The organism is Salipiger bermudensis (genome assembly GCF_019801965.1).
Lineage (GTDB): Bacteria > Pseudomonadota > Alphaproteobacteria > Rhodobacterales > Rhodobacteraceae > Salipiger > Salipiger bermudensis_A.
Genome location: NZ_JAHVIA010000003.1, coordinates 460,508 through 485,616, shown reverse-complemented (window position 1 = coordinate 485,616; position 25,109 = coordinate 460,508). Strand labels below are relative to the sequence as shown.

The 25,109-nt window shown below is 67.8% G+C and carries 24 protein-coding genes and 1 tRNA gene; 11 read left to right on the top strand and 14 right to left on the bottom strand.

Going from position 1 to position 25,109, the window contains the following annotated elements; translation table 11 throughout:
• Positions 1 to 7: 7 nt before the first annotated feature.
• The 5 genes from KUV62_RS09280 to KUV62_RS09260 all read right to left on the bottom strand — a co-directional run bounded on the left by KUV62_RS09280 (position 8) and on the right by KUV62_RS09260 (position 5,392).
• Positions 8 to 1,747 carry an MCE family protein gene (locus tag KUV62_RS09280; RefSeq protein WP_222603394.1) on the bottom strand — a complete coding sequence of 580 codons (1,740 nt, stop codon included), beginning with the start codon at positions 1,745 to 1,747 and terminating at the stop codon, positions 8 to 10.
• Positions 1,748 to 1,749: 2 nt separating this feature from the next.
• Positions 1,750 to 2,553 carry an ABC transporter ATP-binding protein gene (locus KUV62_RS09275; protein WP_222603393.1) on the bottom strand — a complete coding sequence of 268 codons (804 nt, stop codon included), beginning with the start codon at positions 2,551 to 2,553 and terminating at the stop codon, positions 1,750 to 1,752.
• Entirely contained in the window at positions 2,550 to 3,680 is a 1,131-nt protein-coding gene (locus KUV62_RS09270) for an ABC transporter permease (RefSeq protein ID WP_222603392.1), read from the bottom strand. Before KUV62_RS09270 ends, KUV62_RS09275 begins: the two co-directional genes overlap by 4 nt.
• A 207-nt stretch (positions 3,681 to 3,887) precedes the next feature.
• Complete coding sequence (locus KUV62_RS09265; RefSeq protein ID WP_222603391.1) at positions 3,888 to 4,712, bottom strand: sulfite exporter TauE/SafE family protein; 825 nt, start codon at positions 4,710 to 4,712, stop codon at positions 3,888 to 3,890.
• Positions 4,713 to 4,750: 38 nt separating this feature from the next.
• Positions 4,751 to 5,392 carry a GntR family transcriptional regulator gene (locus KUV62_RS09260; protein ID WP_222603390.1) on the bottom strand — a complete coding sequence of 214 codons (642 nt, stop codon included), beginning with the start codon at positions 5,390 to 5,392 and terminating at the stop codon, positions 4,751 to 4,753.
• Between the two features lie 222 nt (positions 5,393 to 5,614).
• On the opposite strand from KUV62_RS09260, the gene KUV62_RS09255 reads away from it, so the two are divergent.
• Genes KUV62_RS09255 through KUV62_RS09230 form a run of 6 tightly spaced genes read left to right on the top strand, consistent with a single transcriptional unit; the run spans position 5,615 to position 12,718 of the window.
• Positions 5,615 to 7,222: an ABC transporter substrate-binding protein gene (locus KUV62_RS09255; protein ID WP_222603389.1), complete on the top strand. Its 1,608-nt coding sequence runs from the start codon at positions 5,615 to 5,617 to the stop codon at positions 7,220 to 7,222.
• Positions 7,222 to 8,172: an ABC transporter permease gene (locus tag KUV62_RS09250; RefSeq protein ID WP_222603388.1), complete on the top strand. Its 951-nt coding sequence runs from the start codon at positions 7,222 to 7,224 to the stop codon at positions 8,170 to 8,172. The genes KUV62_RS09255 and KUV62_RS09250 overlap by 1 nt, the downstream gene beginning before the upstream one ends.
• Entirely contained in the window at positions 8,169 to 9,068 is a 900-nt protein-coding gene (locus KUV62_RS09245) for an ABC transporter permease (protein ID WP_222603387.1), read from the top strand. The genes KUV62_RS09250 and KUV62_RS09245 overlap by 4 nt, the downstream gene beginning before the upstream one ends.
• Entirely contained in the window at positions 9,065 to 10,039 is a 975-nt protein-coding gene (locus KUV62_RS09240; protein ID WP_222603386.1) for an ABC transporter ATP-binding protein, read from the top strand. The genes KUV62_RS09245 and KUV62_RS09240 overlap by 4 nt, the downstream gene beginning before the upstream one ends.
• Positions 10,036 to 11,076, top strand: coding sequence for an ABC transporter ATP-binding protein (locus tag KUV62_RS09235; protein WP_222603385.1), 1,041 nt, complete (start codon positions 10,036 to 10,038; stop codon positions 11,074 to 11,076). Before KUV62_RS09240 ends, KUV62_RS09235 begins: the two co-directional genes overlap by 4 nt.
• A 52-nt stretch (positions 11,077 to 11,128) precedes the next feature.
• A complete protein-coding gene (locus KUV62_RS09230) occupies positions 11,129 to 12,718 on the top strand; it encodes a gamma-glutamyltransferase family protein (RefSeq protein ID WP_222603384.1) in 1,590 nt (529 codons plus the stop codon).
• A gap of 96 nt (positions 12,719 to 12,814) precedes the next feature.
• On the opposite strand, the gene KUV62_RS22810 is transcribed toward KUV62_RS09230, so the two are convergent.
• On the bottom strand, positions 12,815 to 13,303 hold the full coding sequence (locus KUV62_RS22810; RefSeq protein ID WP_222603383.1) for a LysM peptidoglycan-binding domain-containing protein: 489 nt from the start codon (positions 13,301 to 13,303) through the stop codon (positions 12,815 to 12,817).
• 117 nt (positions 13,304 to 13,420) lie between these two features.
• A tRNA-Leu gene (locus KUV62_RS09220) sits at positions 13,421 to 13,504 on the bottom strand.
• 135 nt (positions 13,505 to 13,639) lie between these two features.
• Here KUV62_RS09220 and KUV62_RS09215 point away from each other — a divergent pair.
• The gene (locus tag KUV62_RS09215) at positions 13,640 to 14,149 is read left to right on the top strand and encodes a Hint domain-containing protein (RefSeq protein ID WP_222603382.1); all 510 of its coding nucleotides are present in this window, start codon (positions 13,640 to 13,642) and stop codon (positions 14,147 to 14,149) included.
• Between the two features lie 81 nt (positions 14,150 to 14,230).
• Here the strand turns inward: KUV62_RS09215 and KUV62_RS09210 are convergent, their stop codons facing one another.
• The 4 genes from KUV62_RS09210 to KUV62_RS09195 all read right to left on the bottom strand — a co-directional run bounded on the left by KUV62_RS09210 (position 14,231) and on the right by KUV62_RS09195 (position 17,118).
• Positions 14,231 to 15,142 carry a DMT family transporter gene (locus KUV62_RS09210; RefSeq protein WP_222603381.1) on the bottom strand — a complete coding sequence of 304 codons (912 nt, stop codon included), beginning with the start codon at positions 15,140 to 15,142 and terminating at the stop codon, positions 14,231 to 14,233.
• A 102-nt stretch (positions 15,143 to 15,244) separates the two neighbouring features.
• Positions 15,245 to 15,622 carry a hypothetical protein gene (locus KUV62_RS09205; protein ID WP_222603380.1) on the bottom strand — a complete coding sequence of 126 codons (378 nt, stop codon included), beginning with the start codon at positions 15,620 to 15,622 and terminating at the stop codon, positions 15,245 to 15,247.
• A gap of 12 nt (positions 15,623 to 15,634) precedes the next feature.
• A complete protein-coding gene (locus KUV62_RS09200) occupies positions 15,635 to 16,408 on the bottom strand; it encodes a DUF6478 family protein (RefSeq protein ID WP_222603379.1) in 774 nt (257 codons plus the stop codon).
• Positions 16,409 to 16,524: 116 nt separating this feature from the next.
• Positions 16,525 to 17,118 carry a dihydroxy-acid dehydratase gene (locus KUV62_RS09195; RefSeq protein ID WP_261395490.1) on the bottom strand — a complete coding sequence of 198 codons (594 nt, stop codon included), beginning with the start codon at positions 17,116 to 17,118 and terminating at the stop codon, positions 16,525 to 16,527.
• Between the two features lie 204 nt (positions 17,119 to 17,322).
• On the opposite strand from KUV62_RS09195, the gene KUV62_RS09190 reads away from it, so the two are divergent.
• The 3 genes from KUV62_RS09190 (at position 17,323) to KUV62_RS09180 (ending at position 20,464) form a co-directional block, all read left to right on the top strand.
• On the top strand, positions 17,323 to 18,210 hold the full coding sequence (locus KUV62_RS09190; protein WP_222603378.1) for a CPBP family intramembrane glutamic endopeptidase: 888 nt from the start codon (positions 17,323 to 17,325) through the stop codon (positions 18,208 to 18,210).
• 68 nt (positions 18,211 to 18,278) lie between these two features.
• Positions 18,279 to 19,193 carry an acetyl-CoA carboxylase, carboxyltransferase subunit beta gene (accD, locus tag KUV62_RS09185; protein ID WP_222603377.1) on the top strand — a complete coding sequence of 305 codons (915 nt, stop codon included), beginning with the start codon at positions 18,279 to 18,281 and terminating at the stop codon, positions 19,191 to 19,193.
• Positions 19,190 to 20,464, top strand: coding sequence for a bifunctional folylpolyglutamate synthase/dihydrofolate synthase (locus KUV62_RS09180; RefSeq protein ID WP_222603376.1), 1,275 nt, complete (start codon positions 19,190 to 19,192; stop codon positions 20,462 to 20,464). Before accD ends, KUV62_RS09180 begins: the two co-directional genes overlap by 4 nt.
• A 595-nt stretch (positions 20,465 to 21,059) precedes the next feature.
• Here KUV62_RS09180 and zapE read toward each other — a convergent pair.
• Complete coding sequence (gene zapE, locus KUV62_RS09175; protein ID WP_222603375.1) at positions 21,060 to 22,136, bottom strand: cell division protein ZapE; 1,077 nt, start codon at positions 22,134 to 22,136, stop codon at positions 21,060 to 21,062.
• A gap of 143 nt (positions 22,137 to 22,279) precedes the next feature.
• Between zapE and KUV62_RS09170 the strand changes: the two genes are divergently transcribed.
• Positions 22,280 to 23,518 (top strand): MFS transporter, encoded by a 1,239-nt coding sequence (locus KUV62_RS09170; RefSeq protein WP_222603374.1) that lies wholly within the window; start codon positions 22,280 to 22,282, stop codon positions 23,516 to 23,518.
• A gap of 60 nt (positions 23,519 to 23,578) precedes the next feature.
• Here the strand turns inward: KUV62_RS09170 and KUV62_RS09165 are convergent, their stop codons facing one another.
• Both KUV62_RS09165 and KUV62_RS09160 read right to left on the bottom strand, forming a co-directional pair.
• On the bottom strand, positions 23,579 to 24,490 hold the full coding sequence (locus tag KUV62_RS09165; RefSeq protein ID WP_222603373.1) for an ornithine cyclodeaminase family protein: 912 nt from the start codon (positions 24,488 to 24,490) through the stop codon (positions 23,579 to 23,581).
• Positions 24,487 to 25,107, bottom strand: a complete 621-nt coding sequence (locus KUV62_RS09160; RefSeq protein WP_222603372.1) for an HAD family hydrolase — start codon at positions 25,105 to 25,107, stop codon at positions 24,487 to 24,489. The genes KUV62_RS09165 and KUV62_RS09160 overlap by 4 nt, the downstream gene beginning before the upstream one ends.
• Positions 25,108 to 25,109: the final 2 nt, after the last annotated feature.

Here is a 25,109-nt window from a genome sequence, read left to right as displayed (position 1 = left end):
CATCTCCTTATCGCCCGTATTCCGGGGCACGCTGGTCGAGCAGGAAACGGCTCGGGTCGCGCCGGAGGCGCTCGACCAGGTCATCGAGGTTGTTGATCAGGGTGCGGGTCTCGACCGCCAGCCGACCGAACTGCGGCAGCGCATCGGTGGCGAAGGCGCGCACCGCCGGCGCGCTCTGGTTCACCGCCGTCTCGATCTCTGCGAAGGCGGCCTGCGCCGAGCGGCTGGCGGCGCGCAGCTCTTCGGTTACGCCGGGCACTTCGCCCGCGACCTCGGCCACCGCCGTCTCGAGCTGGGCCAGGGTCGAACGCAGGCTCTCTGCGATGCCCGCCACCTCCTCGTTCATCACGCGGTCGGCGCCCTGAAAGGCGGACTCGGCGGCGCGCAGGGCGCGGTCGCCGGTTTCGAGCGCTGCGTTGATGGCGGCGAGCGTGTCGTTGGCATTGCCGAAGGTGACGCGCACGCTGTCGAGCGTCTCGCCGGCGTTGCGCGCCAGATCATCGACCTGACCGGAGGCCGAGGAGAGATCCTCGCCCACCTGCGCCACCACGCCCGAGGCGGTTTCGGTGGCGCTACGGATCTCGGCGATGATCGCGGGAAGGTCGGTCTCCGCCACCGCGCCGACCTGGGCGATCACCCGGCGCGCCTCCTCGGTGGCCGCGCGCAGATCGGCCACCAGCGCCGTGCCGTCGCCGGCGATCAGCGTGTCGACGCTTTGCGCCGCGCCATCGACACTCTGCATCGTGGCACTGATGCCGGCGATCATCTCGTTGGTCGCCGCCAGCGTCTCGCGGGCTTCGGTCAGGCGCTGCGTGGCGGTCGCACCGGTCTCGGTGAAGGTCTCGACCAGCCCGCCGGCGCTGTCGGACAGCGCGGCGAAGCGGGTCTCGATATCGGCCACCGAGCGCTGCAGCTGCTCGGTCGCCGGCCCGAGCTGGTCGGTGACGTAGCGCTCAGCCGAGCCGATGGCGCTGTCGGCGCGCTCCAGCGTACCGCCGCCCTGCTCAAGCACCACCCGCGCCTCCTCGGAGAGATCCCGAACCGAGACCACCGCCTCGCGCACATCCGCCAGCGTCGCCGAGGCATCGCGACTGACCGAGTCGAGCGTGTCGTTGAATCGGTCGATCTGTTCCGCAAAGCTCGAAACCGATCCGCCGACACGGGAGAAATCCTCGAGCGCCTGCCCGAAGGCGACAGAGGAGTCCTCGATATTGTCGAGAATGTTCTGCACCTTGCGCTGGTTCTCGTCGCCGAAGAGCTGGCGCACGTCCTGCACAGCGCGCAGCGTCTCGGAGACCAGCCGGGGCGCGTCCTCGGTCAGCGATTGCAGCACCGACTGGCCCGCCTCGATCTTCGGCACGGACTCCTCGGAGACCTCGCTCAGCAGCGGCGCGTCCGGCGTCCCGGAGGAAATCCCGACATAGGACACCCCCGTGACCCCCTGCGCCTCGATGGTGGCGATGCTGTCGCTGCGCACCGGCGTGTCGGCGCCGATCTCGACCCGCACCCGCACCGTTCCGTCGCGTTCGGGCGACAACCGCACCTCCACGACCTGCCCCACCGGCAGCCCGGAAAAGCGCACGTCGGAGGCATCCGACAGGCCCGAGACACTGGGGAAATCGATGTCGTAGTAGGCGAACTGGCGGTCGAGCTGGATGTTGGCGAACCACATGAAGGCGGCCAGCATGGCGAGGAAGCCCGCCAACGTGAAGGCCCCGATCAGCACGTAATTGGCACGGGTTTCCATCGTCAGTCTCCCCTGCCTGCTTCAGAGTCGGCAAATGCCGCCCGGGCGCGCGGCCCGTGGAAATATTCGCGCACCCACGGATCGTCGACCTCGAGCATGTCGTCGAGGCTGCCGGTCACCAGCACGCGGCGCTCGGAGAGCACGGCGATGCGGTCGCAGATCGCGTAGAGCGTGTCGAGATCATGTGTCACGAGAAACACCGTGAGTCCAAGAGACTGGCTGAGGTTACGGATCAACGTATCGAAGGCCGCCGCGCCGATGGGGTCAAGCCCCGCCGTGGGCTCGTCGAGAAACACGATCTCCGGGTCGAGCGCCAGCGCCCGCGCCAGACCGGCCCGCTTGCGCATCCCGCCCGAGAGCTCGGAGGGGTAGAGATCCCCCGCGAGATACGGCAGCCCGACCATCGAGATCTTCAGATCCGCCAGCTCGCGCCGGATGTCGGGGGCCAGCCCCGGCACCGCCTTCATCGGCACCTCGATATTCTCGCGCACGGTCAGCGACGAAAACAGCGCGCCATCCTGAAACATCACGCCCCAGCGGTCGTCGAGGCTGTCACGCCCGGCGCCGCGCGCCAGCACGTCGACACCGAACACCTCGATTTCGCCCGCCGCCGGGGTCTGGAGACCGGTGATGGTGCGCAGCAAGACCGACTTGCCGGTGCCCGAGCCGCCGACCACGCCGAGGATCTCGCCGCGATAGACGTCGAGGTCGAGATCCTCGTGCACCACGTGATTGCCGAACTGGTTCTTCAGCCCGCGCACCCGGATCACCGCCTCGCGCTCTGCCGGTGTCACAGCCCCGCTCATATGCCCACCTTCGCGAAGAACACCGAGAACAGCGCGTCGGCGAGGATCACCGCGAAGATCGCCGCGACCACCGCGCCCGAAGTCATCCGCCCCAGCGACTCGGCGTTGCCCTTGACCTGCATGCCCGCGTGGCAGCCCACCACGCCGATGATCAGCGCGAAGGCCGGTGCCTTGACCAGCCCGACGAAGAGATGGCCGACCCCGGTGCCTTCGATCAGCCGCGTGACGAACATCGACGGCGAGATGCCAAGCTCGAGCCACGCCATCAACGCACCGCCGAAAAGGCCCATGAAATCGGCGATCAGCCCGAGGATCGGCAGCATCAGCAGCAATGCGAGGATGCGCGGCACGAAGAGCATCACCGCCGGATCGAGCCCGAGCGTGCGCATAGCGTCGATCTCCTCGCGCATCTTCATCGAGCCGATCGCTGCGGTGAAGGCCGAGGCGGTGCGGCCCGCCACGATGATCGCGGTGAGCAGGATGCCCAGCTCGCGCAGCACCGAGATGGCAATCAGATCGACCACGAAGACCTCGGCGCCGAACTGCCGCAGCTGCTCGGAGCCCTGAAAGGCCAGCACCACGCCGATCAGGAACGACATCAGCGCCACGATCGGCACGGCGCGCAAGCCGACATCCTCGCAATGCGCCACCAGCGCGGTGAGGCGGAACTGGGAGGGATGGCGCAGCAGCCGTGCCAGCCGAGCGAGGAACAGGCCGAGAAAGCCGGTCAGATCGGCGAAATAGCCGGCCGTGCCAACCACTGCGCGGCCGGTCTGGTCGAGCAGCGCCCGAACACCGCGCGGCGCGGGAGGCCGTTCTTCGCGCTGCGGGCGCGCCTGACGCACGTTGTCGAGCAGTTGCATGGTCGTGTCGCCGGCGTTGCGCAGCGCGAGCGACGCGCCGTTCGCGGTCGCGCGGGCTTCAAGCTCGGCCAGAAGCCAAGCCCCGGCGGTGTCGATGCGCTCCACGGAGGCAAGGTCGACGACCAGCGGACGGTCGAAGTTCAGGGCGGAGAGGCGGTCGCGCAGCGGGCTGACGGTGCGCACCGACAATACGCCGGAGAGGCGCAACACCGCCTCCGTCGCCGTCTCGGAGAGATCGAGCTCGATCCGTCCTTGTTCCGCCATCTGCCTCGCCTCTGCTCCGGCACCGGTCGCGCGGCCCGAGGGGGTACGACGGGCTCAGGCCGGGAATGCCATGCACGACCCTGCGGGCCCCGAAGTCCGGGCCGCAGGATCGAAAGCACGGTATCGTCTTTGAGGATGGCAGCAACCGGTGTTTGCACCGGCGTGCCATGCGGCAACTCGAAGCATCAGCCACATGGCGCGGCGCGCTCAGCCCATGATCGCCTTGCGCAGCATGTTGAGCGCCACGAGGATCAGGAACGCGCCGAACAGCTTCTTGAGCGGCGCCGGGTCCATTGCGTGGGCGAGCTTGACGCCCAGCGGCGCGGTGAGCAGCGTCATCGCGATCACCACGAGAAAGCCCGGCAGGTTGACCGCGCCGAGGGTGAAGGGCGGGCGCGAGCCCGGCTCGATGGTCAGCAGCAGGAAGCCCACCGCCGAGGGCACCGCGATCAGCACGCCGAAGCCGGCGGCGGTGGCCACTGCGCGGTGGATCGGCACGTTGTGCAGGCTCATTAGCGGCACGCCGAAGCTGCCGCCGCCGATGCCCATCAGCACCGACAGGAAGCCCACCGCGGGGGAATAGATGTATTGCTTGCCGCCGCTCGGCATCGCCTCGGCCAGCCGCCAGCTGCGCTTGCCGAAGGCCATGTAGGCGCCGATCACCAGCGCCAGCACGCCAAAGATCACCTGCAGGCTGGTGGATTTCAGCGCCGAAGCGGCCAGCATGCCCACAATCGCGCCGATGACGATGCCCGGCGCCCAGCCCCTGAGGATCTCCCAGTCGACCGCGCCCTTGCGGTTGTGGCTGATCACCGAGCGCAGCGAGGTGACGATGATCGTCGCCAGCGAGGTGGCAAGGCAGACCTGCATGGTCTGGGGCCCGTCATAGCCCAGCGCCTGAAAGGTGAAGAAAAAGGCCGGCACCAGAACGATGCCCCCGCCGACGCCGAGAAGCCCAGCGAGCACCCCCGCGAAGCCTCCTATCACCACCATGAAGAGCAGCAGTTCCAGCGTCAGTGTCAAATCGGGCATGTAGGTCTCCAGAATGGCAGGGGCGGCATAGGCACGGATCACTCCGCCCGGCGGGCAAGGATATCGGTCAATACGATGTAGGACGACGCCACGTGGCTGCGCATCAGCCGCCGCGTGGTCTCGGCGTCCTGGGCGAGAATGGCCTCGGTGATGCCGCGGTGCTCGGCGCGCGAGGTTTCGAGCCGCGAGGCGTCTTCGTGGAAATTGGCGGCACGCCAGGCCAGCGTGCGCAGGTTCAGCTCGTCGAGCGTGGCGGCGAGGATGGCGTTGCGGGCGCCGCTCTTGATGGTGTCGTGAAAGCGGGCGTTGATCGCGCCGTAGGCTTCGGGATCGTCGCAGGCATCGCCCTCAGCGAGAATCGCCTCGAGCTTGCGGCGCTCGATCTCACTCATGCGGTTGGCCGCCAGCGCCGCCAGCCCGCTCTCGACCTCGCCCGCGGCCTCGAAGAGCTCGGCCAGATCGTCGGGTGCCATCTGGCGCACAAAGAAGGCACGGCGCGCGCCGCGTTCGGCGAGGCTGGCCTGCTCGAGCCGGTGCAGCGCCTCGCGCACCGGCGTACGCGACACACCGAACTGCTCGGCCAGCGCCTTCTCCACCAGCGGCTCACCCGGAGGCATCCGCCCGGCCACGATGCCGTCGACCAGGGTCTCGAAAATGTTTTCTGCCGTGCGAATAGACATCTGTCGTCCACCTCTCACGTTTGGAGCACTTTTATCTTGCATATGTATACATGTCTGGACAAGTTGAATTCATAACAACGTCGCATGATTAGGGAGACATCGACAAAAACGCCTCGAAACCAGGCCGAGGCGGGCGAGATCCGGGAACAACCGGGCCGCGACAAAGGCACTGGCCTCTAAGGACAAAAAGGGAGGAGACCATGCCAACAGGAGAGACAAGGAATGACGAAGGTAGATCACAAGAAGGTCCTGGCCGAGCGCCTCTCGGCGCGATTCGGACGCCGGGCCGTGCTCAAGGGGATGGGCGCCGGCCTTCTGACCGCAGCCGCCTCCACCGGCGCGCCGGGCATCGCCCGCGCCCAGCAGAGCGGCCACCTCAAGATCGCGTCGATCAAGGTGATCGACACGCTGGACCCGCATTTCACCGGGTTCCTCTCGGCGATCCAGATCATCAACAACATTCACAACGGCCTGCTCAAGATCGCCTATGACGGCACCAACGTGTCCTTCGAGCCCGATCTGGCCGAAACCTGGGATCTCGAGGACGACAAGACCCACGTGTTCAAGCTGCGCGAAGGCGTGATGTTCCACGACGGCACGCCGTGCAACGCCGAAGCCGTGAAGTTCTCGCTGCTGCGCGTGAAGGAAGGCGAACCCAAGTCGCCGCACGCCTGGAAACTGGCGCTGCTCGACGAGATCGAGATCATCGACGACCTGACCTTCAAGCTGCACTTCTCGCAGCCCTACGCCTTCCTGCCCGTGGCGCTGAACGGCTCGACCGGCCGCGCCGGCACCATCGTCAGCCCCGCCGCCGTGCAGAAATACGGCGCCGATTATGGCCGCAACCCGGTCGGCACCGGCCCGTTCAAGTTCGTCTCCTGGCGCGAGAACGATGCCATCGAGCTGGAAGCCAACACCGAGTATTTCGAGGAAGGCCTGCCCAAGCTCGAGCGCGTCACCTTCGTTCTGATGAACGAAGCCTCGACCGCGCTGGCCGCCCTGATGGCCGGTCAGATCGACGGCATGACCGACTGCCCGATGCAGCTGGTCGATCAGGTCGACGCCTTCCCGAACGCCACGCTCTACGGCGAGATCGAGGGCAACTACACCTTCGTCGGCATGAACTGCGCCCGTGCGCCGTTTGACGACATCAACCTGCGCCGCGCCGTGGCATGGGCCCTGGATCGCGAGACCCTCGTGAAGCAGGCCTATTTCGGCCGCGCCCAGCAGGCCTACACGCCGATCTCCCCGCCGATGACCGATTTCTTCGATCCCAACATCGCGACCTCGGGCCGCGGCCAGTGGTTCGATCTCGAGAAGGCCAAGGAGTTCCGCGCCAAGGCCGCCAACCAGGGCGAGGTCGAGGTGACCTACATGATGGCCGAGCGTGGTCCGGTCGGCACCCGTGTCGCCCAGACCGTGGCGCCGATGCTGGCCCAGATCGGCATCAAGGCGAACCTCGAGCTGATCGAGCCCGCCGCCTGGGTGAAGCGCCGCAACGAGGGCGATTTCGACCTTTACGATTTCGAGTGGGTGGCCGACCTCGACCCGGACGAAACGCTTTATCCCGAGTTCCGCTCGGACGGCGCGTGGAACTTCGGCAAGTGGATCAACACCGAGTTCGACGAGCTCTGCGCGCAGGCGCAGGTGGTGCTCGAGCCGGAGGCCCGCAAGGAGCTCTACTACAAGGCCGAGGATCTGCTCATGGATGAGGCCGGCATCGCCGTGATGGCGCATATGCCGATCTACAAGGTGTTCTCGAACAAGGTGCAGGGCTTTGAATACATTCCCGCCGACCTCGTGAACCTGCACACGGTGAGCCTCGCCTGATGTGGGGACAGGCACTGGGAAAGATCGCGCAGACGCTTGTCGTGCTGTTCGTCGTCTCGGTGGCCAGCTTCGGACTTCTGAAGCTGGCGCCGGGCGACCCGATCCAGATCATGCTGGGATCGGAGTACTCGCAGGAAGCGTATGAGTCGCTCACCGCCGAGCTGGGGCTGGATCAGCCCTTCCTCGCGCAATATGCCGACTGGGCGGTGAGGTTCGTGCAGGGTGATTGGGGCACGTCCTATGTCGCCCGGACGGATATCTTTACCTATGCCTTCAAGGAGGCGCTGCCCGTCACGCTGACGCTCGCCTCCTTCTCCCTCGCCTTCGCGATCCTGATCGGCGTGCCACTCGGCGTGCTGTCGGCGGTCAAGAAGGACACCGCGTTCGACGCGGGCGCCGCGGTGCTGGCCCTGACCGGCACCGCTTTCCCTTCCTTCCTGCTCGGCATCCTGCTGATCTGGTTCTTCGCGGTGAAGATGCAGCTCTTCCCGGTGATGGGCTACGTCTCGCCGTGGCAGGATTTCTGGGGCGGCATCTATCACATGATCCTGCCCGGACTGACGCTTTCCACCTATTTCATCGCCATGATCACCCGCCTCACCCGCGCCACCCTCATCGAGGTGATGGAGCAGCCCTACATCGCCGCCGCCCGCGCGCGCGGCGAGCCGTCGTGGCGGGTGATCTGGGTGCATGGCGTGCGCAACATCGCGATGCCGCTGGTGACCATCCTCGGGCTTCAGCTCGGTGTGCTGCTGCAGGGCACGGTGCTGACCGAGACGGTCTTCAACCTGCCGGGCATCGGCCAGATGCTGACCTCCGCCGTTCTGGGCCGGGAATACATGGTCGTGCAGGCCGGCGTGATGATGACCGCCACCCTCTTCATCGGAGTGAACCTCCTCGTGGACCTCTCCTATCCCTTCCTCGACCCGCGGCTGAGGGCACGGAAATGAGCATCCAGACTCCCGAAGCCCCGACCACCCTGCCGCCCGCCGAGCCGCCGAAAAAGGCTAAGACCGGCCGGCGCTCGATCTTCCTGCGCCGCCCGTTCTTCACGATCGCGCTGATCGTGGCCGCGGCCTACGTTCTGGCGGCGATCTTCGCGCCGTTCGTGGCGCCCTATGATCCGGTGATGCAGGACATCAACGCGATGATGCAGGCGCCGAGCGTGGCGCACCCGCTGGGCACCGACAGCTACGGCCAGGACATCCTGAGCCGGGTCATCTACGGCGCCCGCTACGCGCTGATCATCGGCATTTTCTCGGTGCTGATCGGCGCCGCAGGCGGCCTCGTCATCGGGCTGGCCGCCGGGCTGTCGGGCGGCTGGCTTGAATGGGCGCTGATGCGGCTCATCGACTCGATCCTCGCGCTGCCCTCGCTGATCCTCGCGGTGGCGTTCATCGCCATCCTCGGTCAGGGCGTCGACAAGGTCGTCGTGGCGGTGGGCCTGTCGATGATCGGCCCCTTCGCGCGCACCGTGCGCGCCGACGTGATGCAGGTGCGCGTGCAGCTCTTCGTCGAGGCCGCGACGCTGATGTCGATCCCCTATCTCAAGGTGATCTGGCGCCACGTGCTGCCCAACGTGATCTTTCCGCTGGCGGTGCAGGTCACCATCCGCATCTCCGAGGCGATCCTCGTCTCCTCGTCGCTCTCCTTCCTCGGCATCGGCGTGACGCCCCCCACCCCCGACTGGGGCCTGATGATCGCCGAGGGCCGTGCCTTCGTCAGCTTCGCCGCGTGGATGTCGGCGATGCCCGGCTTCGCGCTCGCGCTGCTGCTGATCGCGCTGTCGATCGTCGGCGACGGCATCCGCGAGGAGTTCGACCCCAAGCTCCGGAGGGGCGCATGAAGGACATGGCCTCCAACCCGATCCTCAGCCTCCGCGACCTCAGCGTGCATCGCGGCACCGCCAAGATTCTCGACCGCGTGAACCTGTCTCTGGCCGAGGGCGAGACGCTTGCCCTCGTGGGCGAAAGCGGCGCCGGCAAGTCGACCATCGCCACGGCGCTGATGCGCCTGCTTGATGGCGCCAAGGTCGAGGGCTCGGCCGAGATGGAGGGCGCCGGCGACCTGCTGGCGCTGTCCGAACGCCAGATGGTCAAGCTGCGCGGCCGCCGGCTGTCGATGATCTTCCAGGATGCCGGCTCGGCGCTGAACCCCTCCTACACCGTGGGGCGACAGCTGATCACCGTGCTGCGCCGCAACCTCGGGCTCTCGAAAGCCGAGGCGCGGACCCGCGCCGTCGAGCTCTTCACCTCGGTCGGGATCAACGACCCCGAGGGCCGGATGAGCGCCTATCCGCACCAGCTCTCGGGCGGCATGCAGCAGCGCGTGATGGTGGCCATCGCGCTGGCCTGCAACCCCGACCTGCTGCTCGCCGACGAGCCGACATCGGCGCTCGACGTCACCATCCAGGCGCAGATCGTGCGACTGATCCTCGCGCAGACGAAGTCGCGCGGGGCGAGCTGCATCTTCGTGCTGCACGACCTGGCGCTGGCCAGCCAGTCCTGCGACCGCATCGTGGTGCTCTATGCCGGGCAGGTGGTCGAATCCGGTCCCGCCCGCGACATCCTCGAGTATCACCGACACCCCTATACCAAGCAGCTCAAATCCTGCGTGCTCGAGATCGGCACCAAGGAGGTCACCGCGCCCGAGGGCACGGTGCCGCCGCATAGCGAGATGCCCGTGGGCTGCCGCTTCGCCACCCGCTGCCCGCGCGCCCTGCCACGCTGCGCCGGCGAGGCACCGCCCCTGCAGCCGGCCCGCGCCGGGGCGGACGGCCCGCTCGATCACCAATTCGCCTGCTGGAACCCGGAATGATCATGTCGCAGATCCAGACCAAGCGCCCCGCAACGGCGCCCAATCCGCCGGTCTTCGAGCTGATCGAGGTCGAGCAGGAATTCTCCGTGCCGAAGCCCGGCCGCGGGCTCTTCAACCGCGACACGGTCGGGCTCAAGGCGCTCGACGGCGTGCGCCTGAGCATCGCGCAGGGCGCGTCTTTGGCGCTGGTCGGCGAAAGCGGCTCGGGCAAGTCGACGCTGCTGCGGGTGCTCCTCGGCCTCGACGCCCCGAGCGGCGGCCGCGCGCTCTATCGCGGCAGGCCGATCCGCGAGGCCCGCGCCCGTGGCACCGGCTTCGCCCGCGACGTGGCGATGGTCTACCAGGACGCGCGCGGCTCGCTCGATCCGCGCATGACCGTGGGCCAGCTCATCGCCGAGCCGCTGCGCCACTTCAACATCGTGAAGAAGGGCGAGGAAGCCGCCCGCGTGGCGCAGCTCATTGACCGTGTGGGCCTGCCCACCGACGCCGCCAGCCGCTATCCCTCGGGGCTCTCCGGCGGACAGGTGCGCCGCGTCGCCATCGCCCGCGCGCTGGCCTCGGAGCCTTCCGTGCTGGTCGCCGACGAGGCCGTTTCCGGCCTCGACGTCTCGACCCAGGCGCAGCTCTTGACGCTCCTGCGCAGCCTGCAGCGCGATATGGGGCTGACGCTGGTCTTCATCACCCACGACCTCGGCGTCGCGAGCTATCTCTGCGAGGAGATCGCAATCATGTATCTGGGCCGGATCGTCGAGACCGGCCCCACTGACGCGGTGCTCGACGCACCCGCGCATCCCTATTCTGCAGCCCTCCGGGCGGCGGCTCCGCGGTTCTTCGAACCGATCCCCGAGCCGCTGCCGGGCGAGATCCCGAGCCCTCTGGATCTGCCCAAGGGCTGTCGTTTCTCCTCGCGCTGCCCGGCAGCGCAGGAGGATTGCCGACTGCGCGACCCGCAGCTCGGCCAGCAAGGCGCCGGGCGGGCCGTCGCATGTCTTCACCCGCTCACTTCGACGGGGGCGCAAGCCTCCGAAAATCGCTAAGGTCCACACATCACTCACGGAACCGAAGCACCAAAGCAGGACACAAAGACCAATGTTCGACTTCTTCTCCGCCCGGCGTCCCAGCACTCTGGCCTCCAACGCCATGATCGCCACGTCGCATCCGCTGTCGACGGCGGCCGGGCTCGAGATCCTCTCCGCCGGCGGCAATGCCGTCGATGCCGCGATCTGCGCCGTGGCGGTGCAATGCGTCGTCGACCCGCTGATGACAGGCATCGGCGGCGACTGTTTCGCGCTCTACGCACCCAAGGGCGGCGCGGTGAAGGCGCTGAACGGCTCCGGCCGCGCGGCCAAGGCCGCCACCGTCGAGGCGCTGAAGGCCGCGGGCCTCACTGACGAGATCCCCCAGACCAGCCCGCACGCGGTCACCATTCCGGGCGCGATCTCGGCCTGGTGCCGGCTGCACGACGATCATGGCTCGCTGCCGCTCGAGCGGCTCTTCGCCCGCGCCATCCACTACGCCGAGAACGGCTACGTCGTGACACCGCGCGTCGCGATGGACTGGGCCGAGCACGCCGCGCAGGTGGGGGCAGACGAGCACGCCGCCAAGGTCTTCCTGCCGAACGGCGCCGCGCCGAAGGTCGGCGAGATGCATGCCCAGCCGCTGATCGGCGCGCGCCTGCGCGAAATCGCCGAGAAGGGCGCTGCCGGCTTCTACGAGGGCGAGACCGCCGCCAAGATGGCCGCACACCTGCAATCGCTGGGCGGGCTGCAGACCGAGGAGGATTTCCACGCCGGCAAGGACGCCGCGATCTGGGTCGACCCGATCTCCACAGAGTTCGGCGGCTACGACATCTACGAGTGCCCGCCCAACGGCCAGGGCCTCGCGGCGCTGCTGATCCTGCGCATCCTGTCGAAATTCGACATGGGCCCGGAGCTTTCCGAGGCCGACCGTATCCACATCCATGCCGAGGCCGCCAAGCTCGCCTATCACCACCGCGACGCGCTGATCGGCGATCCCGCCGCCTGCGAGGGCGTGGTCGAGACGCTGCTCTCCGACGAGGTCGTCGACACGCTCGCCGCCCGCATCGACATGAGCAAGGCCGGCGCGCCGGCGCTCTGGGACGAACCCGAGCACAAGGACACGATCTATCTCTGCGTGGTCGATGGCGAGGGCAACGCGCTGTCGTTCATCAACTCGATCTTCCACGGCTTCGGCTCGACCCGGCTCGACCCCGACACCGGCGTGCTGTTCCACTCGCGCGGTGCCTCGTTCCGGCTGATAGAGGGCCATCCCAACGCCATCGCGCCGATGAAGCGCCCGATGCACACCATCATCCCCGGCATGGTCTGCAAGGATGGTCAGGCGGTGATGCCGTTCGGCGTGATGGGCGGCCAGTACCAGGCGGCAGGCCACGGCCAGTTCCTGTCGAACATGTTCGATCTCGGCATGGACCCGCAGGCGGCGATGGACGCCCCGCGCAGCTTCGCCTTCGGCGGCGAACTGCAGCTCGAGCCGGGCGTCTCGGCCGAGGCCCGCGCCGAGCTCGAGGCGCGCGGCCACAAGCTCGCCATCCAGACCAGCCCGATCGGCGGCAGCCAGGCGATCAGGATCGATCGCGAGGCCAAGACGCTCACCGGCGGCAGCGACACCCGCAAGGACGGCATGGCGCTGGGTTTCTGATCCCCGACTGACCGCCATCCTGCGGTCACTTCCCGGGCGTCACTCCTTGCGGGGTGGCGCCCTTTTTCCTGTCCGGCAGCCCGGGCGGAGTCGGCTTCAGAGATCGTTGCGCGGGATCCGGAGCACCTGCCCCGGAAAGATCAGGTTCGGGCTCGCCAGCACGTGCTGGTTGGCCTCGAAGATCGGCTCGAAAGCGCCGTTGCCATAGACCTGCTGGGCGATCTTTGTGAGCGTGTCGCCCGGCTGCACGGTGTAGGGCTGCCAGCCGCTGTAGCCCGGCAGGATGCGCGGGCCGAACAGCACCGGTACCGTAACCGAAGGTCCGTTCTCGTTGCCGGTATCGTCCGCCAGCGTCACGAACAGCCGGTTGAGCTGGAAGGCGTTGGTCTCGGGGATCTCGAACTGCGCCTGGAATTGCCGCAGGCCCAGCGAGCCGACCTGAGTGAAGCCCTCGAACTCGTCATGCCCCTCGGAAACCCGGATGGTGAGCGTGCCCTCGAAGGCCGTGGCGTTGCCGGCGATCAGGAGCGTGGAGCCGACGAGGTCGAACGGCTGGGGCTGCTGGATATCCAGGGTCACTGACATGGCGCGTTCTCCTCCTCCGCGATGCGGGCCGGGTGGCCCTCGGTATCCGGGAGGATAGCACAAACGGCACAACCACGCGACGAGTGCCGCAGGTCAGTCAGGAAGCTCGGGGATGCGTGGTGCGGGTGAAGGGACTCGAACCCCCACGCCAAAGGCGCCAGAACCTAAATCTGGTGCGTCTACCAATTCCGCCACACCCGCTTAACGCCGCGCTGTCCTAGCAAAGCCACGCTGCCAAGGCGAGTGGAAAATGCGGCGCGGAAAAGCCGCGACATTAACCGAATCTTGCCATAGTCTGACTGACAATAACGAGGCAGACACAGCAGGATTGCGCCCATGGAACCGAAAACGGTCCGGCGCGATGGCACGGCCGGGGGCGCGACCGTCCCCGCACGGCACATCGTGGCGTCGCAGACATTGAACGCACTGGTCGCGGGCACAGTGGTGCTCACGCTCGAAGGCGCGATCCCGGTGGAGTATCTCTCGCCCGGCGACCGCGTCATCACACGCGACAGCGGCACCGCCACGCTCACCGCCATCCATCGCCGCACCGAACGGGTGAAGCTGGTTGCGATCCGCGCCGGCACGCTGGGCAATTCCCGCCCCGACAGCGACGCGGTTCTGCCCGCCACGCAAGAGATCCTCGTGCGCGACTGGCGCGCCAAGGCCCTGTTTGGCGCCGATCGCGCGCTGGTCCCGGCGGAGCGGCTGGCCGATGGCGAATTCATCCGGGTGATCGGCACACGCGAGATCGCGCTGATCGAGCTCTGCTTCGATGCGCCCCACATTCTCTATGGCGACGGGCTGGAGCTGGCCGCCGCGGTAGCGGAGCCTGTCACCGCCTGACAGACGGCCTGACGGTGCGACCCGTCAGGGCCACCTCATCCTTTGAGGACATCATCCCGCAGCGCCGACCTCGGCAGGGCGTCAGCCCTGCGGCGTCATATTCGGGCGGGCGCGGTTGCGCTGCAGCCCGAGATAGCGCTCGCGCAGGATGATCGCCACGCCCGAGGCGATCACCACCGCCGAGCCCAGCAGCATCATCGCCGTCGGTACTTCGGCGAAGACCAGGTAGCCGATCAGGATCGCGAACAGGATCGAGGCATAGTCGAACGGCGCCAGCAGTCCCGCCTCGGCGCCGCGATAGGCCGAGGTGATGCAGATCTGCGCCACGCCCCCGATCAGGCCGGCGGCAATCAGCATGAGCGTCTCGGGGCCGCTCGGCATCACCCAGCCGAACGGCAGGGTCAGCAGCGACAGCACCGTCGAGGTCATGGTGAAATAGAACACGATGGCCGAGGTCTGCTCGGTCTGGACCATGCGGCGGATGTGGATCTGCACCAGAGCCCGCAACACCGCCGAGGCCATGACGAAGCCGATGCCCAGGAGCACCGTGTCGTTCATTTCCGACACCGTCAGCAGCGGCCACATCACCAGCCCGACACCAAAGATCCCCATCGCAACCGCCGAGAGCCGGAACAGGCGCACCTGCTCGCCCAGCAGCACCGCGCCGAAGATCACCGTCAGCAGCGGCGCGGCATAGCCCAGCGCCGTGACCTCGGGCAGCGGCAGCAGGGTCAGCGCCGCGAAGTTGAAGCCCATCGCCGAAACCCCGACGATGCCGCGCAACACGTGCAGCGAGGGCTTGTTGGCGCGCAGACCGGTCGCCATGTCGCCGCGCCAGAGCAGCCAGCCGATGATCACCGGCAGCGCAAAGAACGAGCGGAAGAACACCGCCTCCCCGGTGGGCACGCTGTCGGACGCCTTGATCAGCGACGACATGATCACGAACAGGATGACCGAGGTGATTTTCAGCGCAATGCCGCGCAGCGGTGTCATGGGGGCTCCGGGTGGTATACCAACCTCGCCACTGTGACCGCTCACACGCCCGTGTGCAATGTCCCGCGGGCGCAAAGCCGCTATTCGTGTGCGAACGGTCGCCTACATGGTCTCGAGACAATGGCGCCGGAACGCCCGCTTGAGCATGTCGAGCTCGGCCCGCAGCAGCGAGACCTCGGCGCGCAGATCATCGTCCAGCGCCTCGCCGGCGATCAGCGTGAAGCTGCCCAGCAGCGCATCGCTGGCGGCCTCGCGGATCGTGAAGCTCTGCACCCCGTCGCAGATCGCCTCTTTCGGCACCGGCACCTCGAGCGCCCAACGCCCGGGCTCCCCGGTTTCGGCCACCGCGACGCCGCGCACCGGGCGACCGTCGAAATCGACGATGATCTCGGGGGTCGGCGCGCCGGAGGCCTCGGCGGTCAGCAGACCCTCCCAGACCCCCTCCTTGAACCGTGTCTTGCTCAGCGAGTAGGCGCTCATCGCGTGTCTCCGTTACATCTCGGCCCGCGGGCGTCGGCTGAAGGTGAGGTCGCGCAGGATCACCTGGTTCATCTCGGGCCCCTCGAAGATCAGGTCAAGCCACATGCGATCGGCGCGCTTCTCGTTGAGGTTGGTGTAGGCCAGGTCGAACTCGACCCGGATCTCCTCTTCGCGCAGCGGCAGCTCGCGCACGATCTGCTCGGTATTGGGCCCGTGACGGATGTTGAGCCGCGCGAAGATCTCGAGCGGTTTCTCCATCTCGACGATGGTGTCGACGCGGATCAGGTGCTTGCGCCGAAGCCCCTCGCAGCTCGCATCCGGCAGATCGACGGCGAGCGACAGGTAGGATCCGTCGAACTTGAACACGTCGAGCCGCAGACCGTAGGCGGCGAGGTCGCACTCGCGCGTGTTGCGCAGCTGGCGCAGGGTGATCTCGGAATGCGCGCAATCGTGAAACAGGGTCACCTCGTTGCCCAGCCGCGACTGCGACTGCACCGAGGACAGCCCCACCACCGACAGCGGCCCGCACCAGAGCTCGGGCCGCCAGGCCCAGTCGGTGTTGTGCGGGCGCGGGAACGACTGGTTGCCACGCAGCGGCAGGGCCAGCCTCCCGTCGGCCACGTGGATCAGCCGGTCGAGACGATCGCGCAGACGCCGCGCCAGAGACCGCTGGCGGCGCAGCTGGCGCAGATCGGTTGTCTCGGCATCGCGCGCCGCCTCGGTCCAGCGCCGCAGCACCATCGCCGATACCGCCCGGCTCATCCAACCATCGCCGATGCCGCTCATCTGCCTCGCCCGTTGCCACGTCTGTCCCGGCCACTCTCGCGCCGGTGACCCTCGGCACAGTTATGGCAAATCCTTTGCATCGAATAAACGGGCAAAAACCGGCGCGGCGGCGCGGGTCAGCCGTCGGCGGCCGCGCTGCTGACCGGCGCAAGCTCCGGGCTCAGGCGCAGGATCTGGCGATGCACCCGGCTCAGCATCTCGGCGCCGTCGCGCCCGACGAAGCGGCTGCCCTCCGGCGCGTAGAGCGCCAGACCGATCAGGTGACCGTTCTCCACGAAGGCCCCGCGCCAGTAGCGCGGATCACCATCGTCGAGCACCTCGCCACCGCCTCTGCCCAGCAGCGCCGTGGTCAGACCGTCGCGCGCGCTGCCCGAGACGAGCGGCTGCCCGGCCTCCGCGGCCAGCGCCTCGGGGGCGGGGATCGCCGGGCTTTGCTGGCGCGGGCCCACGGTGATCGTCACCATCATCGGCTCGACGAAGATGCCGTCCTCGCCCCCGGACAGGATGTTGCACGAGGCGAGCACCGCGAAGCTGCGGCTGGTCCCTCGCGACAAGGTCACCGGATCGACGCAGTAGCCCCTCGGCCCGGCCACCACGATCTCGCCCCCGGCGAGCGGCGCGCTGGCGAGCGGCGCGCTGCCGGAGGTCGGCACGCAGGCCGCCAGCATCGCCAGCCCGGTGAGGCTGGCCAGTGCCCTGTTCCACGTCATGCCATCTCGCTCCATCCCCGACCCGACCCGACCCGACCCCATCGGGATAGCGAAGCGCTTGCGTTGAAACAAGAAATGAATCCCGCAGCTTGTCGCTATGCCCCCCGCGACGGCCGGGGCGCTTGCCGGGTCGCGCCCGAGGGCCTATCTCCAGTCCAACCGAGGAGCGGCGCACCGCCCTCCCGCCGCGCCGGATCCGCCGCCATGTCCTATCGCCCGTTCCTGCTGATGACCGGCAGCGCCCGACGCACCGAGCTCTGGCGGCTGATCATCGGGCTGTGCCTGATCGTGCTGGTCGCCTTCGCGCTGCCGCAGGGCCTCTTCACGGTGCTCTCCGTCGTGGTTCCGGCCGAGACATCGCGGCAGTTCCTGCTCGGGCTGCAGCAAGGCGACACCCCCGCCACCCTGCTGGTGCTGCTGCTGGGCATGGGCGCGCTGGGGATCGGCACCATCGCCGCCTCGCAGCTGATCCACCAGCGCCGCGCCCGCAGCCTGTTCGGCCCGCTGCCGATGGCGGTGCGCCAGTTCGTCCGGGTCTTCCTCGCGGTGGGGCTGCTCTACCTGGTGATCGGCGCGCTGCCGCCCTGGGACATCGCGCAAGAGCTGCAGCCGGGCCTTGCCCTCGGGCCCTGGCTGGCGCTGCTGCCGCTGACGCTCGCCGCGCTGCTGATCCAGACCGGCAGCGAGGAGCTGCTGTTTCGCGGCTACCTGCAATCGCAGCTCGCCGCGCGGCTGCCGCACCCCGCGGTCTGGCTGATCCTGCCCTCGGCGCTCTTCGCCCTCGGGCACTGGACCCCGGCCACCTATGGCGGCAATGCCTGGCTGGTGATGGCCTGGGCCTTCGCCTTCGGTCTCGCCGCCGCCGACCTCACTGCGCGGGCCGGCACGCTGGGGCCGGCGGTCGCGCTGCACATGCTCAACAACCTCGTGGCCATCGCGCTGATATCGCCGCAGGGCACGATGTCGGGGCTGGCGCTCTACCACCTGCCCTTCGGCGCTGGCGACGAAGAGGCGATCCGTGCGCTGCTGCCGCTCGATCTCGCCTCGATCGGACTGAGCTGGCTGGCGGCACGGATTGCCCTGCGGGCCTGAGCCGCGATTGCATTTCCGTGCGAGCAGGCATAAGTGAGCCGCGACACGAAGTCGCGAAGGGCGCAGTTATGAACTGGATCACCAATTACGTTCGTCCCCGGATCAACTCGATCTTCTCGCGCCGCGAGATGCCCGAGAACCTCTGGACGAAATGTGACAGCTGCGGAACCATGCTGTTCCACCGCGAGGTGACGGACAATCTCGGCGTGTGCACCAACTGCAACCACCACATGAACATCACGCCGCGCGCACGCTTCACCGCGCTGTTCGACGGCGGCATCTTCTCGGAGATCGACGTCCCCGAGCCGACGCAGGATCCGCTGCATTTCCGCGACCAGAAGAAATACCCCGACCGCATGCGCGCCGCGCAGCGCGTCACCGGCGAGAAGGAGGCGATGCTGGTCGCCACCGGCGAGATCGGCCGCACCCCGGTGGTCTGCGCCGCGCAGGATTTCTCGTTCATGGGCGGCTCCATGGGCATGTATGTGGGCAACGCGATCATCAAGGCCGCGCAGGAGGCCAAGCGCCTCAAGCGCCCGCTGATCCTGTTCTCGGCCGCCGGCGGCGCGCGCATGCAGGAGGGCATCCTGTCGCTGATGCAGATGCCCCGCACCACCGTGGCGATCCAGATGCTGCGCGAGGCCGGCCTGCCCTATATCGTGGTGCTCACCCACCCGACCACCGGCGGCGTCACCGCCTCCTACGCGATGCTGGGCGACGTTCAGATCGCCGAGCCCAACGCGCTGATCTGCTTCGCCGGTCCGCGCGTCATCGAGCAGACCATCCGCGAGAAGCTGCCCGAGGGCTTCCAGCGCGCCGAGTACCTGCTCGAGCACGGCATGCTCGACCGCGTCACCGACCGCCGCAAGATGCGCGAGGAGCTGACTACCATCGTGCGCATGCTCACCGGTATGCCGCCGGCGGTGGCAGGCGATCTGCCCGCCCCCGAGCTGCCCGACACCCCCACCGCCGACGCCAAATGACCGCGCAGGGGTCCGACGCGATCCTGCAGCGGATGATGTCGCTGCATCCCAAGATCATCGACCTGACCCTCGACCGGGTCTGGCGGCTTCTCGACGCGCTCGACCACCCCGAGCGCAAGCTGCCGCCGGTGATCCATGCCGCCGGCACCAACGGCAAGGGCTCGACGCTGGCGATGATCCGCGCAGGCTACGAGGGCGCGGGCAAGCGCGTCCATGCCTATACCTCGCCGCATCTGGCGCGCTTCCACGAGCGCATCCGCCTCGCCGGAAAGCTGATCCCCGAAGACCAGCTGTCGCAGGTGCTCGACGAGTGCTGGGACGCCAATGGCGGTGAGAGCATCACCTATTTCGAGATCACAACCTGCGCCGCCTTCCTGGCCTTCTCGCGCACGCCTGCGGACGTGACGCTGATGGAGACCGGCCTTGGCGGGCGGCTCGACGCAACCAACGTGTTCGAGCGCCCGGCGCTGACGGTGATCACCCCGATTTCGCTCGATCACCAGCAATTCCTCGGTGAGACGCTGGCCGAGATCGCCGGCGAGAAGGCCGGCATCCTCAAGCGCGGAGTGCCCTGCGTGGTCGGCCCGCAGCCCGAGGCGGCGATGGAGGTCATCGAGGCCCGCGCCGAGCGCCTTGGCGCGCCGCTTCTGGCGCATGGCCAGCACTGGCATGTCTGGGAAGAGCGCGGCCGGCTGGTATTCCAGGACGAGACCGGTCTGCTGGACCTGCCGCTGCCGAACCTGCCCGGTGCCCACCAGATCGAGAATGCCGGCGCCGCGCTGGCGGCGCTGCGTCACCTCGGCTTCGGCGCCGATGCCTGCGATGCCGCGGTGACCGAGGCCCAATGGCCCGCCCGCATGCAACGCCTGCGCAGCGGCCCGCTGGTCGAGGCCGCGCCGGGCGTCGAGCTCTGGCTCGACGGTGGCCACAACCCGGCGGCGGGGATCGCGCTGGCGCGCCACCTCGGCACTCTGCCCAAGCGCCCGACGCACCTGATCTGCGGCATGCTCAACACCAAGGACATCGGCGGCTACCTGCGCCCGCTGGCGGGCGAGGTCGCGAGCCTCACCGCCGTGTCGATCCCGGGCGAGGCCAACACGCTGCCGGCAGACGAAACCGCCCGCATCGCGGCCTCGGTCGGCATGACCGCCGTCACCGCCGGCTCGGTTTCCGAGGCGCTGGCGGAGATCTCCGCGCGCGAGCCGCATGCCCGCGTGCTGATCTGCGGCTCGCTCTACCTTGCAGGGGCGGTGTTGCGCGAGAACGGCTGAGCGCCGGGCCCTGTGCCAACCTCCGAGCTTGACCAAGTGATTCGCGAGTGTCTATGTGTCGGCAGGCGGGATGCAACTCTGGCGCTAACAGCGCCGCGACCCACTCGCCGGAAATCATCGTGACAAAGATGCCTCATTCATGAGCAAAAAGAACCACAACCCCTTGGGGTTGTCGCGAAATTTCCCCATACCCCTTGGCCGCGTCACAAAATATTGACGGTTCTCTGTAAAATCACCTATGCTGACAGGACAAGCAGCGTGCGGCGCAAGATCGCGCGCAAGCCTGAGGGACAGGGAAATGGGGACAAAATTCACCCCTGCGCGGCATCGCCTCGCAGACGGGACAGGAGCAGAGTCATGACCGGGTGCAATCGCCCCGCGCCGACGCGCTCCGCAGGATTCTGCCTCCGCGCCAACACCACTCACAGAACCAGCGGACAACAGCCTCGCGCATATTCAGCGCAGACGCCGACCACCGCGTCTGCTCTCGGGACGCTTTACTAACAGGCAACAATAATCAATCGAGCAGCCTAAGAGGGTCCTTCGGGACCCTCTTTTTTTGTCCGCCGCCGGAGCCTCCAGTCGCAGCCCCGCCTCAGTGGCCGTGGCCCCAGTCGGCGGCCTGCATCTCGCGCAGACGGCTCGCGGTGCGCTCGAACTCGAACGCGCCCGGGCCCTCGATATAGAGGCTCTCGGGCTCGTCCACCGCCGAGACGATGAGCTTCACCTTGGCCTCGTAAAGCGCGTCGATCAGGGTCACGAAGCGCTTGGCCTCGTTGAAGTTGCTCCGCCCCAGCCGCGGCAGGTTCTCGAGCACAAGCAGGCGCAGCGCGTCGGCGATGGCGAGGTAATCGCCCGGCCCCAGCATCTGCCCGCAGAGATCGTAGAACGAGGCCCGCGCCACCCCGTTGTGATAGCGCGGCAGCTCGAGCTTGCGGCCCTTGATGGTCAGGACGAGCGGCTCCTCGTTGCCGTGGGTCAGCTCCTGCCAGACCCGGTCGATCTCGGCCCGCGCATCGCGGTCGATGGGGGTGAAATAGACCTTCGCCCCCTTCAGGCGGTCCTGCCGGTGATCGCGCTCGGAGGCCAGCTCACGCACCACCAGCCGCTCCTTGATCAGGTCGATGAAGGGCAGGAAGAGCTGCCGGTTGAGCCCGTCCTTGTAGAGATCGTCGGGCACTCGGTTCGAGGTGGTGACCACCACCGTGCCGGCCTTGAACAGCTCTTCGAAGAGCCGCCCCACCAGCATCGCGTCGGCGATATCGGTGATCTGCATCTCGTCGAAGGCCAGCACCTTGATCGCGTCCGAGACGCCCTTTGCCATCGGCTTGACCGGATCGTCGACACCCTCGCCGCGCAGGCGGTGCAGCTCGGCCTGCATCTCCTGCATGAAGGCATGGAAATGCACCCGGCGCACCGGCACGTCGAGGCCCTCGACGAAGAGGTCCATCAGCATCGACTTGCCGCGCCCGACGCCGCCCCAGAGATAGAGCCCCTTCGGCGGCTCGGGCGCCTTGGCCTTGCGGAACAGGCCGCGCCTTTGCGGCTCCGGCGCCTCGGCCAGCTCGCGGCGGATGCGTTCGAACTCGGGAAGTGCCTCTTCCTGCGCGGGGTCGCGCAGGATGTGCCCTTCGGCAACGCGTTCGTCATACAGGTCGGTCAGCGTGGTCATGTCCCGCGCATAGCCCGCCCGGCGGGAAAAGTGTAGATGCGTCAAGCACCCCGAAACATGATTGTATCGGTAACATTTCTTCGATTGACCCTCCCGGGGCCCCGGCTCAGGTTGACGCCGCATTGCCGCATAGGAATTTCGTCATGCAAAAGCAGCCCAGCATCTTCACCCCGGTCCTGATCGTCGGGTGCATGATCATCCTCGTCTCCTTCGCGGTGCGGGCGAGCTTCGGCGTGTTCCAGATCCCGATCGCCGAGGAGTTCAACTGGCCGCGCGCCGAGTTCAGCCTCGCCATCGCGCTACAGAACCTGTTCTGGGGCATCGGCCAGCCGCTCTTCGGCGCCGTGGCCGAGCGCATTGGCGACCGCAAGGCGATCATCATCGGCGCACTGTTCTATGCGGTGGGCCTCGTGCTCTCGGCCGGCGCCAACACGCCGCTCGGCATGCAGAGTGCCGAGGTTCTGGTGGGCTTCGGCATCGCCGGCACCGGCTTCGGGGTGATCCTCGCCGTGGTGGGGCGGGCGTCGTCCGACGAGAACCGCTCGATGTCGCTGGCGATCACCACCGCCGCGGGCAGCGCCGGTCAGGTGATCGGCGCGCCGCTGGCCGAGGCGCTGCTCGGGCTCTACACGTGGCAGACCGTGTTCATGATATTCGCCGGCGTCATCCTCGCCATGCTGCTGACCCTGCCGATGATGCGCGCGCCCGCCGCCAGCAAGGCCGAGATCGAGGAGAGCATGGGCACGATCCTCAAGCGCGCGGCGCGGGATCCCTCGTTTGCGATGATCTTTATCGGCTTCTTCTCCTGCGGCTACCAGCTGGCCTTCATCACCGCGCATTTCCCGGCCTTCGTCGAGGAGATGTGCGGCCCGATCCAACCCGGAGGCGTGCTGCATTCGGTCGGCATCACAACCACCTCGGCGCTCGGTGCCTGGGCCATCGCGGTGATCGGCATCGCCAATATCGCCGGCACGCTGGCCGCCGGCTGGGCCGGCAAGCGCTTCCCCAAGAAATACCTGCTGGCGCTGATCTATACCGGTCGCACCATCGCCGCGGCGCTGTTCATCTTGATGCCGATCACGCCCGCCACGGTGATCGTGTTCTCGGCCGTCATGGGGTCGCTCTGGCTCGCCACCGTGCCGCTGACCTCCGGCCTCGTCGCGCATCTCTACGGGCTGCGCTACATGGGCACGCTCTACGGCATCGTGTTCTTCTCGCACCAGCTCGGCGGCTTCCTCGGCGTCTGGCTCGGCGGGCGGATGTATGACGCTTACGGCGATTACACGCTGGTCTGGTGGATCGGCGTCGGTGTCGGCGCGCTCTCGGCGATCATCCACCTGCCGGTGAAGGAAACCCGCGCGCCGGTGCCGGTGGCAGGGTAAGCCCCGCGCCGCACGAACGATGCGCAAATCGCCCGGGCGCTCTGCGCCCGAGCGCCGGCCTCACTCCGCCAGCCAGCGCGCGTGCACGTAACGGCTGGTCATCAGGTCGAGATGCGCGCCGCCGCCGTTCTTGAACAGCGTGATCTCCGCGTCGCTCTCGCGCCGCATCGCGTCTATGCCGTAGTAATCCGCCAGCACCTGCTCGCGGGTGATGGCCCCGGTCTCGAGCGGGATCTTCAGCTCGCCGATATGGCTCAAGGTGGTGTCGTAGCTGTCGACGAAGACCCGCGCGCGCTGCAGCGCCACGTCATCGGCCTCGCGCATGTCGGGGCGATAGGCGCCGATCAGGTCGAGATGCTGGCCGGGCTGAAGCCAGTCCCCACGGATCACCGGCTCCGTCGACATGGTGGCGCAGGTGACGATATCGGCCTCCGCCACCGCCGCCTCGAGATCCTCCGCCACGCCGATGCCCAGCTCCTCGGCCATCGCCTCAGCCTTGGCGAGCGTGCGGTTCCAGACCTTGACGCGTGCCCCCGGAAAGCCCGCGCTATAGGCCTCGAAGAGCGAATGCCCGACATGGCCGGCGCCGACGATCAGGACCTCCGTCGAGTCCGGTCGCGCCAGACGCAGCGCGCCGAGCAGACTGTCCCCGGCGGTCTTCCACTTGGTGATCAGGTGGAAATCCACCACCGCCTCGAGCAGCCCGGTCTCGTCGCCGTAGAGCGACACGCCGCCATTCACCATGCCGACCCCCTTCTCGGGATTGCCCGGGAAGATCGTCGCCGATTTCACCGCCAGACCCAGCCCGTCGATCCAGGCCGCGCGATTCAGCAGCGTGTCCTTGCCGCGATAGAGGAAACTGTCGGCGATCTCGGCCTTGGGGCACTGATGGCCCTGCTTGAACGCCTCCGTGAGACCCAGCCAGTCGAGCTTCGCCTCGGCCTCGTAGGGGATGAATGCGGGCGCGGTCATGTGTCGTCTCCTTCCGTCAGGAGCCCGTGCGCGCGCAGGCACGCGGCCCAGCCCTCCGGCCCCTCGAACAGGTGCGTCTGCCAGCCGCGCGCGGCGGCGGCGGCGATGTTGTCTTCGCGGTCATCGGTGAACAGCAGGCGCTCCGGGGCCAGCCCGCAATCCGCCTCGACCATCTCGTAGATCCGCGGGTCGGGCTTGGTCACGCCCATGAGGCCCGAGACATAGCGCCGGTCGAACGCCTTCAGCACCGGGTAGGCCGCCTCTGCCAGCGCCATCGTCGCCTCGCCGATATTGCTCAGCGCGAAGACCGGCACCCCGGCGCGGCGCAGCGCCAGCAGGGTCTGTCCGGTTTCGGGAATCTCGGGCGACGCGAGCGCGCTCCAGTTGTCGTGCCAGTGCCGGATCTCCTCGGCCCAGCGCGGGTGTGCCTCGGCGGTCTCGTAGACCACGGCGCGAAACGCCTCCCCCGCATCGATGCGCTCGTTCATGCCGTGCAGGTCGACCTCGGCAAACATCTCGCGCCGCGCTGCCTCGCCGATCAGCGCGTCGTAATAGAGCTCGGGCTGCCAGCGCAGCAGCACGTTGCCGATGTCGAAGATCACCGCGTCGATTGCCATGC

Excerpts from the sequence above, each read along its gene's own strand:
- KUV62_RS09280 (WP_222603394.1), bottom strand. The coding sequence starts at position 1,747 with ATGGAAACCCGTGCCAATTACGTGCTGATCGGGGCCTTCACGTTGGCG.
- KUV62_RS09275 (WP_222603393.1), bottom strand. The coding sequence starts at position 2,553 with ATGAGCGGGGCTGTGACACCGGCAGAGCGCGAGGCGGTGATCCGGGTG.
- KUV62_RS09270 (WP_222603392.1), bottom strand. The coding sequence starts at position 3,680 with ATGGCGGAACAAGGACGGATCGAGCTCGATCTCTCCGAGACGGCGACG.
- KUV62_RS09265 (WP_222603391.1), bottom strand. The coding sequence starts at position 4,712 with ATGCCCGATTTGACACTGACGCTGGAACTGCTGCTCTTCATGGTGGTG.
- KUV62_RS09260 (WP_222603390.1), bottom strand. The coding sequence starts at position 5,392 with ATGTCTATTCGCACGGCAGAAAACATTTTCGAGACCCTGGTCGACGGC.
- KUV62_RS09255 (WP_222603389.1), top strand. The coding sequence starts at position 5,615 with ATGACGAAGGTAGATCACAAGAAGGTCCTGGCCGAGCGCCTCTCGGCG.
- KUV62_RS09250 (WP_222603388.1), top strand. The coding sequence starts at position 7,222 with ATGTGGGGACAGGCACTGGGAAAGATCGCGCAGACGCTTGTCGTGCTG.
- KUV62_RS09245 (WP_222603387.1), top strand. The coding sequence starts at position 8,169 with ATGAGCATCCAGACTCCCGAAGCCCCGACCACCCTGCCGCCCGCCGAG.
- KUV62_RS09240 (WP_222603386.1), top strand. The coding sequence starts at position 9,065 with ATGAAGGACATGGCCTCCAACCCGATCCTCAGCCTCCGCGACCTCAGC.
- KUV62_RS09235 (WP_222603385.1), top strand. The coding sequence starts at position 10,036 with ATGATCATGTCGCAGATCCAGACCAAGCGCCCCGCAACGGCGCCCAAT.
- KUV62_RS09230 (WP_222603384.1), top strand. The coding sequence starts at position 11,129 with ATGTTCGACTTCTTCTCCGCCCGGCGTCCCAGCACTCTGGCCTCCAAC.
- KUV62_RS22810 (WP_222603383.1), bottom strand. The coding sequence starts at position 13,303 with ATGTCAGTGACCCTGGATATCCAGCAGCCCCAGCCGTTCGACCTCGTC.
- KUV62_RS09215 (WP_222603382.1), top strand. The coding sequence starts at position 13,640 with ATGGAACCGAAAACGGTCCGGCGCGATGGCACGGCCGGGGGCGCGACC.
- KUV62_RS09210 (WP_222603381.1), bottom strand. The coding sequence starts at position 15,142 with ATGACACCGCTGCGCGGCATTGCGCTGAAAATCACCTCGGTCATCCTG.
- KUV62_RS09205 (WP_222603380.1), bottom strand. The coding sequence starts at position 15,622 with ATGAGCGCCTACTCGCTGAGCAAGACACGGTTCAAGGAGGGGGTCTGG.
- KUV62_RS09200 (WP_222603379.1), bottom strand. The coding sequence starts at position 16,408 with ATGAGCGGCATCGGCGATGGTTGGATGAGCCGGGCGGTATCGGCGATG.
- KUV62_RS09195 (WP_261395490.1), bottom strand. The coding sequence starts at position 17,118 with ATGACGTGGAACAGGGCACTGGCCAGCCTCACCGGGCTGGCGATGCTG.
- KUV62_RS09190 (WP_222603378.1), top strand. The coding sequence starts at position 17,323 with ATGTCCTATCGCCCGTTCCTGCTGATGACCGGCAGCGCCCGACGCACC.
- accD (WP_222603377.1), top strand. The coding sequence starts at position 18,279 with ATGAACTGGATCACCAATTACGTTCGTCCCCGGATCAACTCGATCTTC.
- KUV62_RS09180 (WP_222603376.1), top strand. The coding sequence starts at position 19,190 with ATGACCGCGCAGGGGTCCGACGCGATCCTGCAGCGGATGATGTCGCTG.
- zapE (WP_222603375.1), bottom strand. The coding sequence starts at position 22,136 with ATGACCACGCTGACCGACCTGTATGACGAACGCGTTGCCGAAGGGCAC.
- KUV62_RS09170 (WP_222603374.1), top strand. The coding sequence starts at position 22,280 with ATGCAAAAGCAGCCCAGCATCTTCACCCCGGTCCTGATCGTCGGGTGC.
- KUV62_RS09165 (WP_222603373.1), bottom strand. The coding sequence starts at position 24,490 with ATGACCGCGCCCGCATTCATCCCCTACGAGGCCGAGGCGAAGCTCGAC.
- KUV62_RS09160 (WP_222603372.1), bottom strand. The coding sequence starts at position 25,107 with ATGGCAATCGACGCGGTGATCTTCGACATCGGCAACGTGCTGCTGCGC.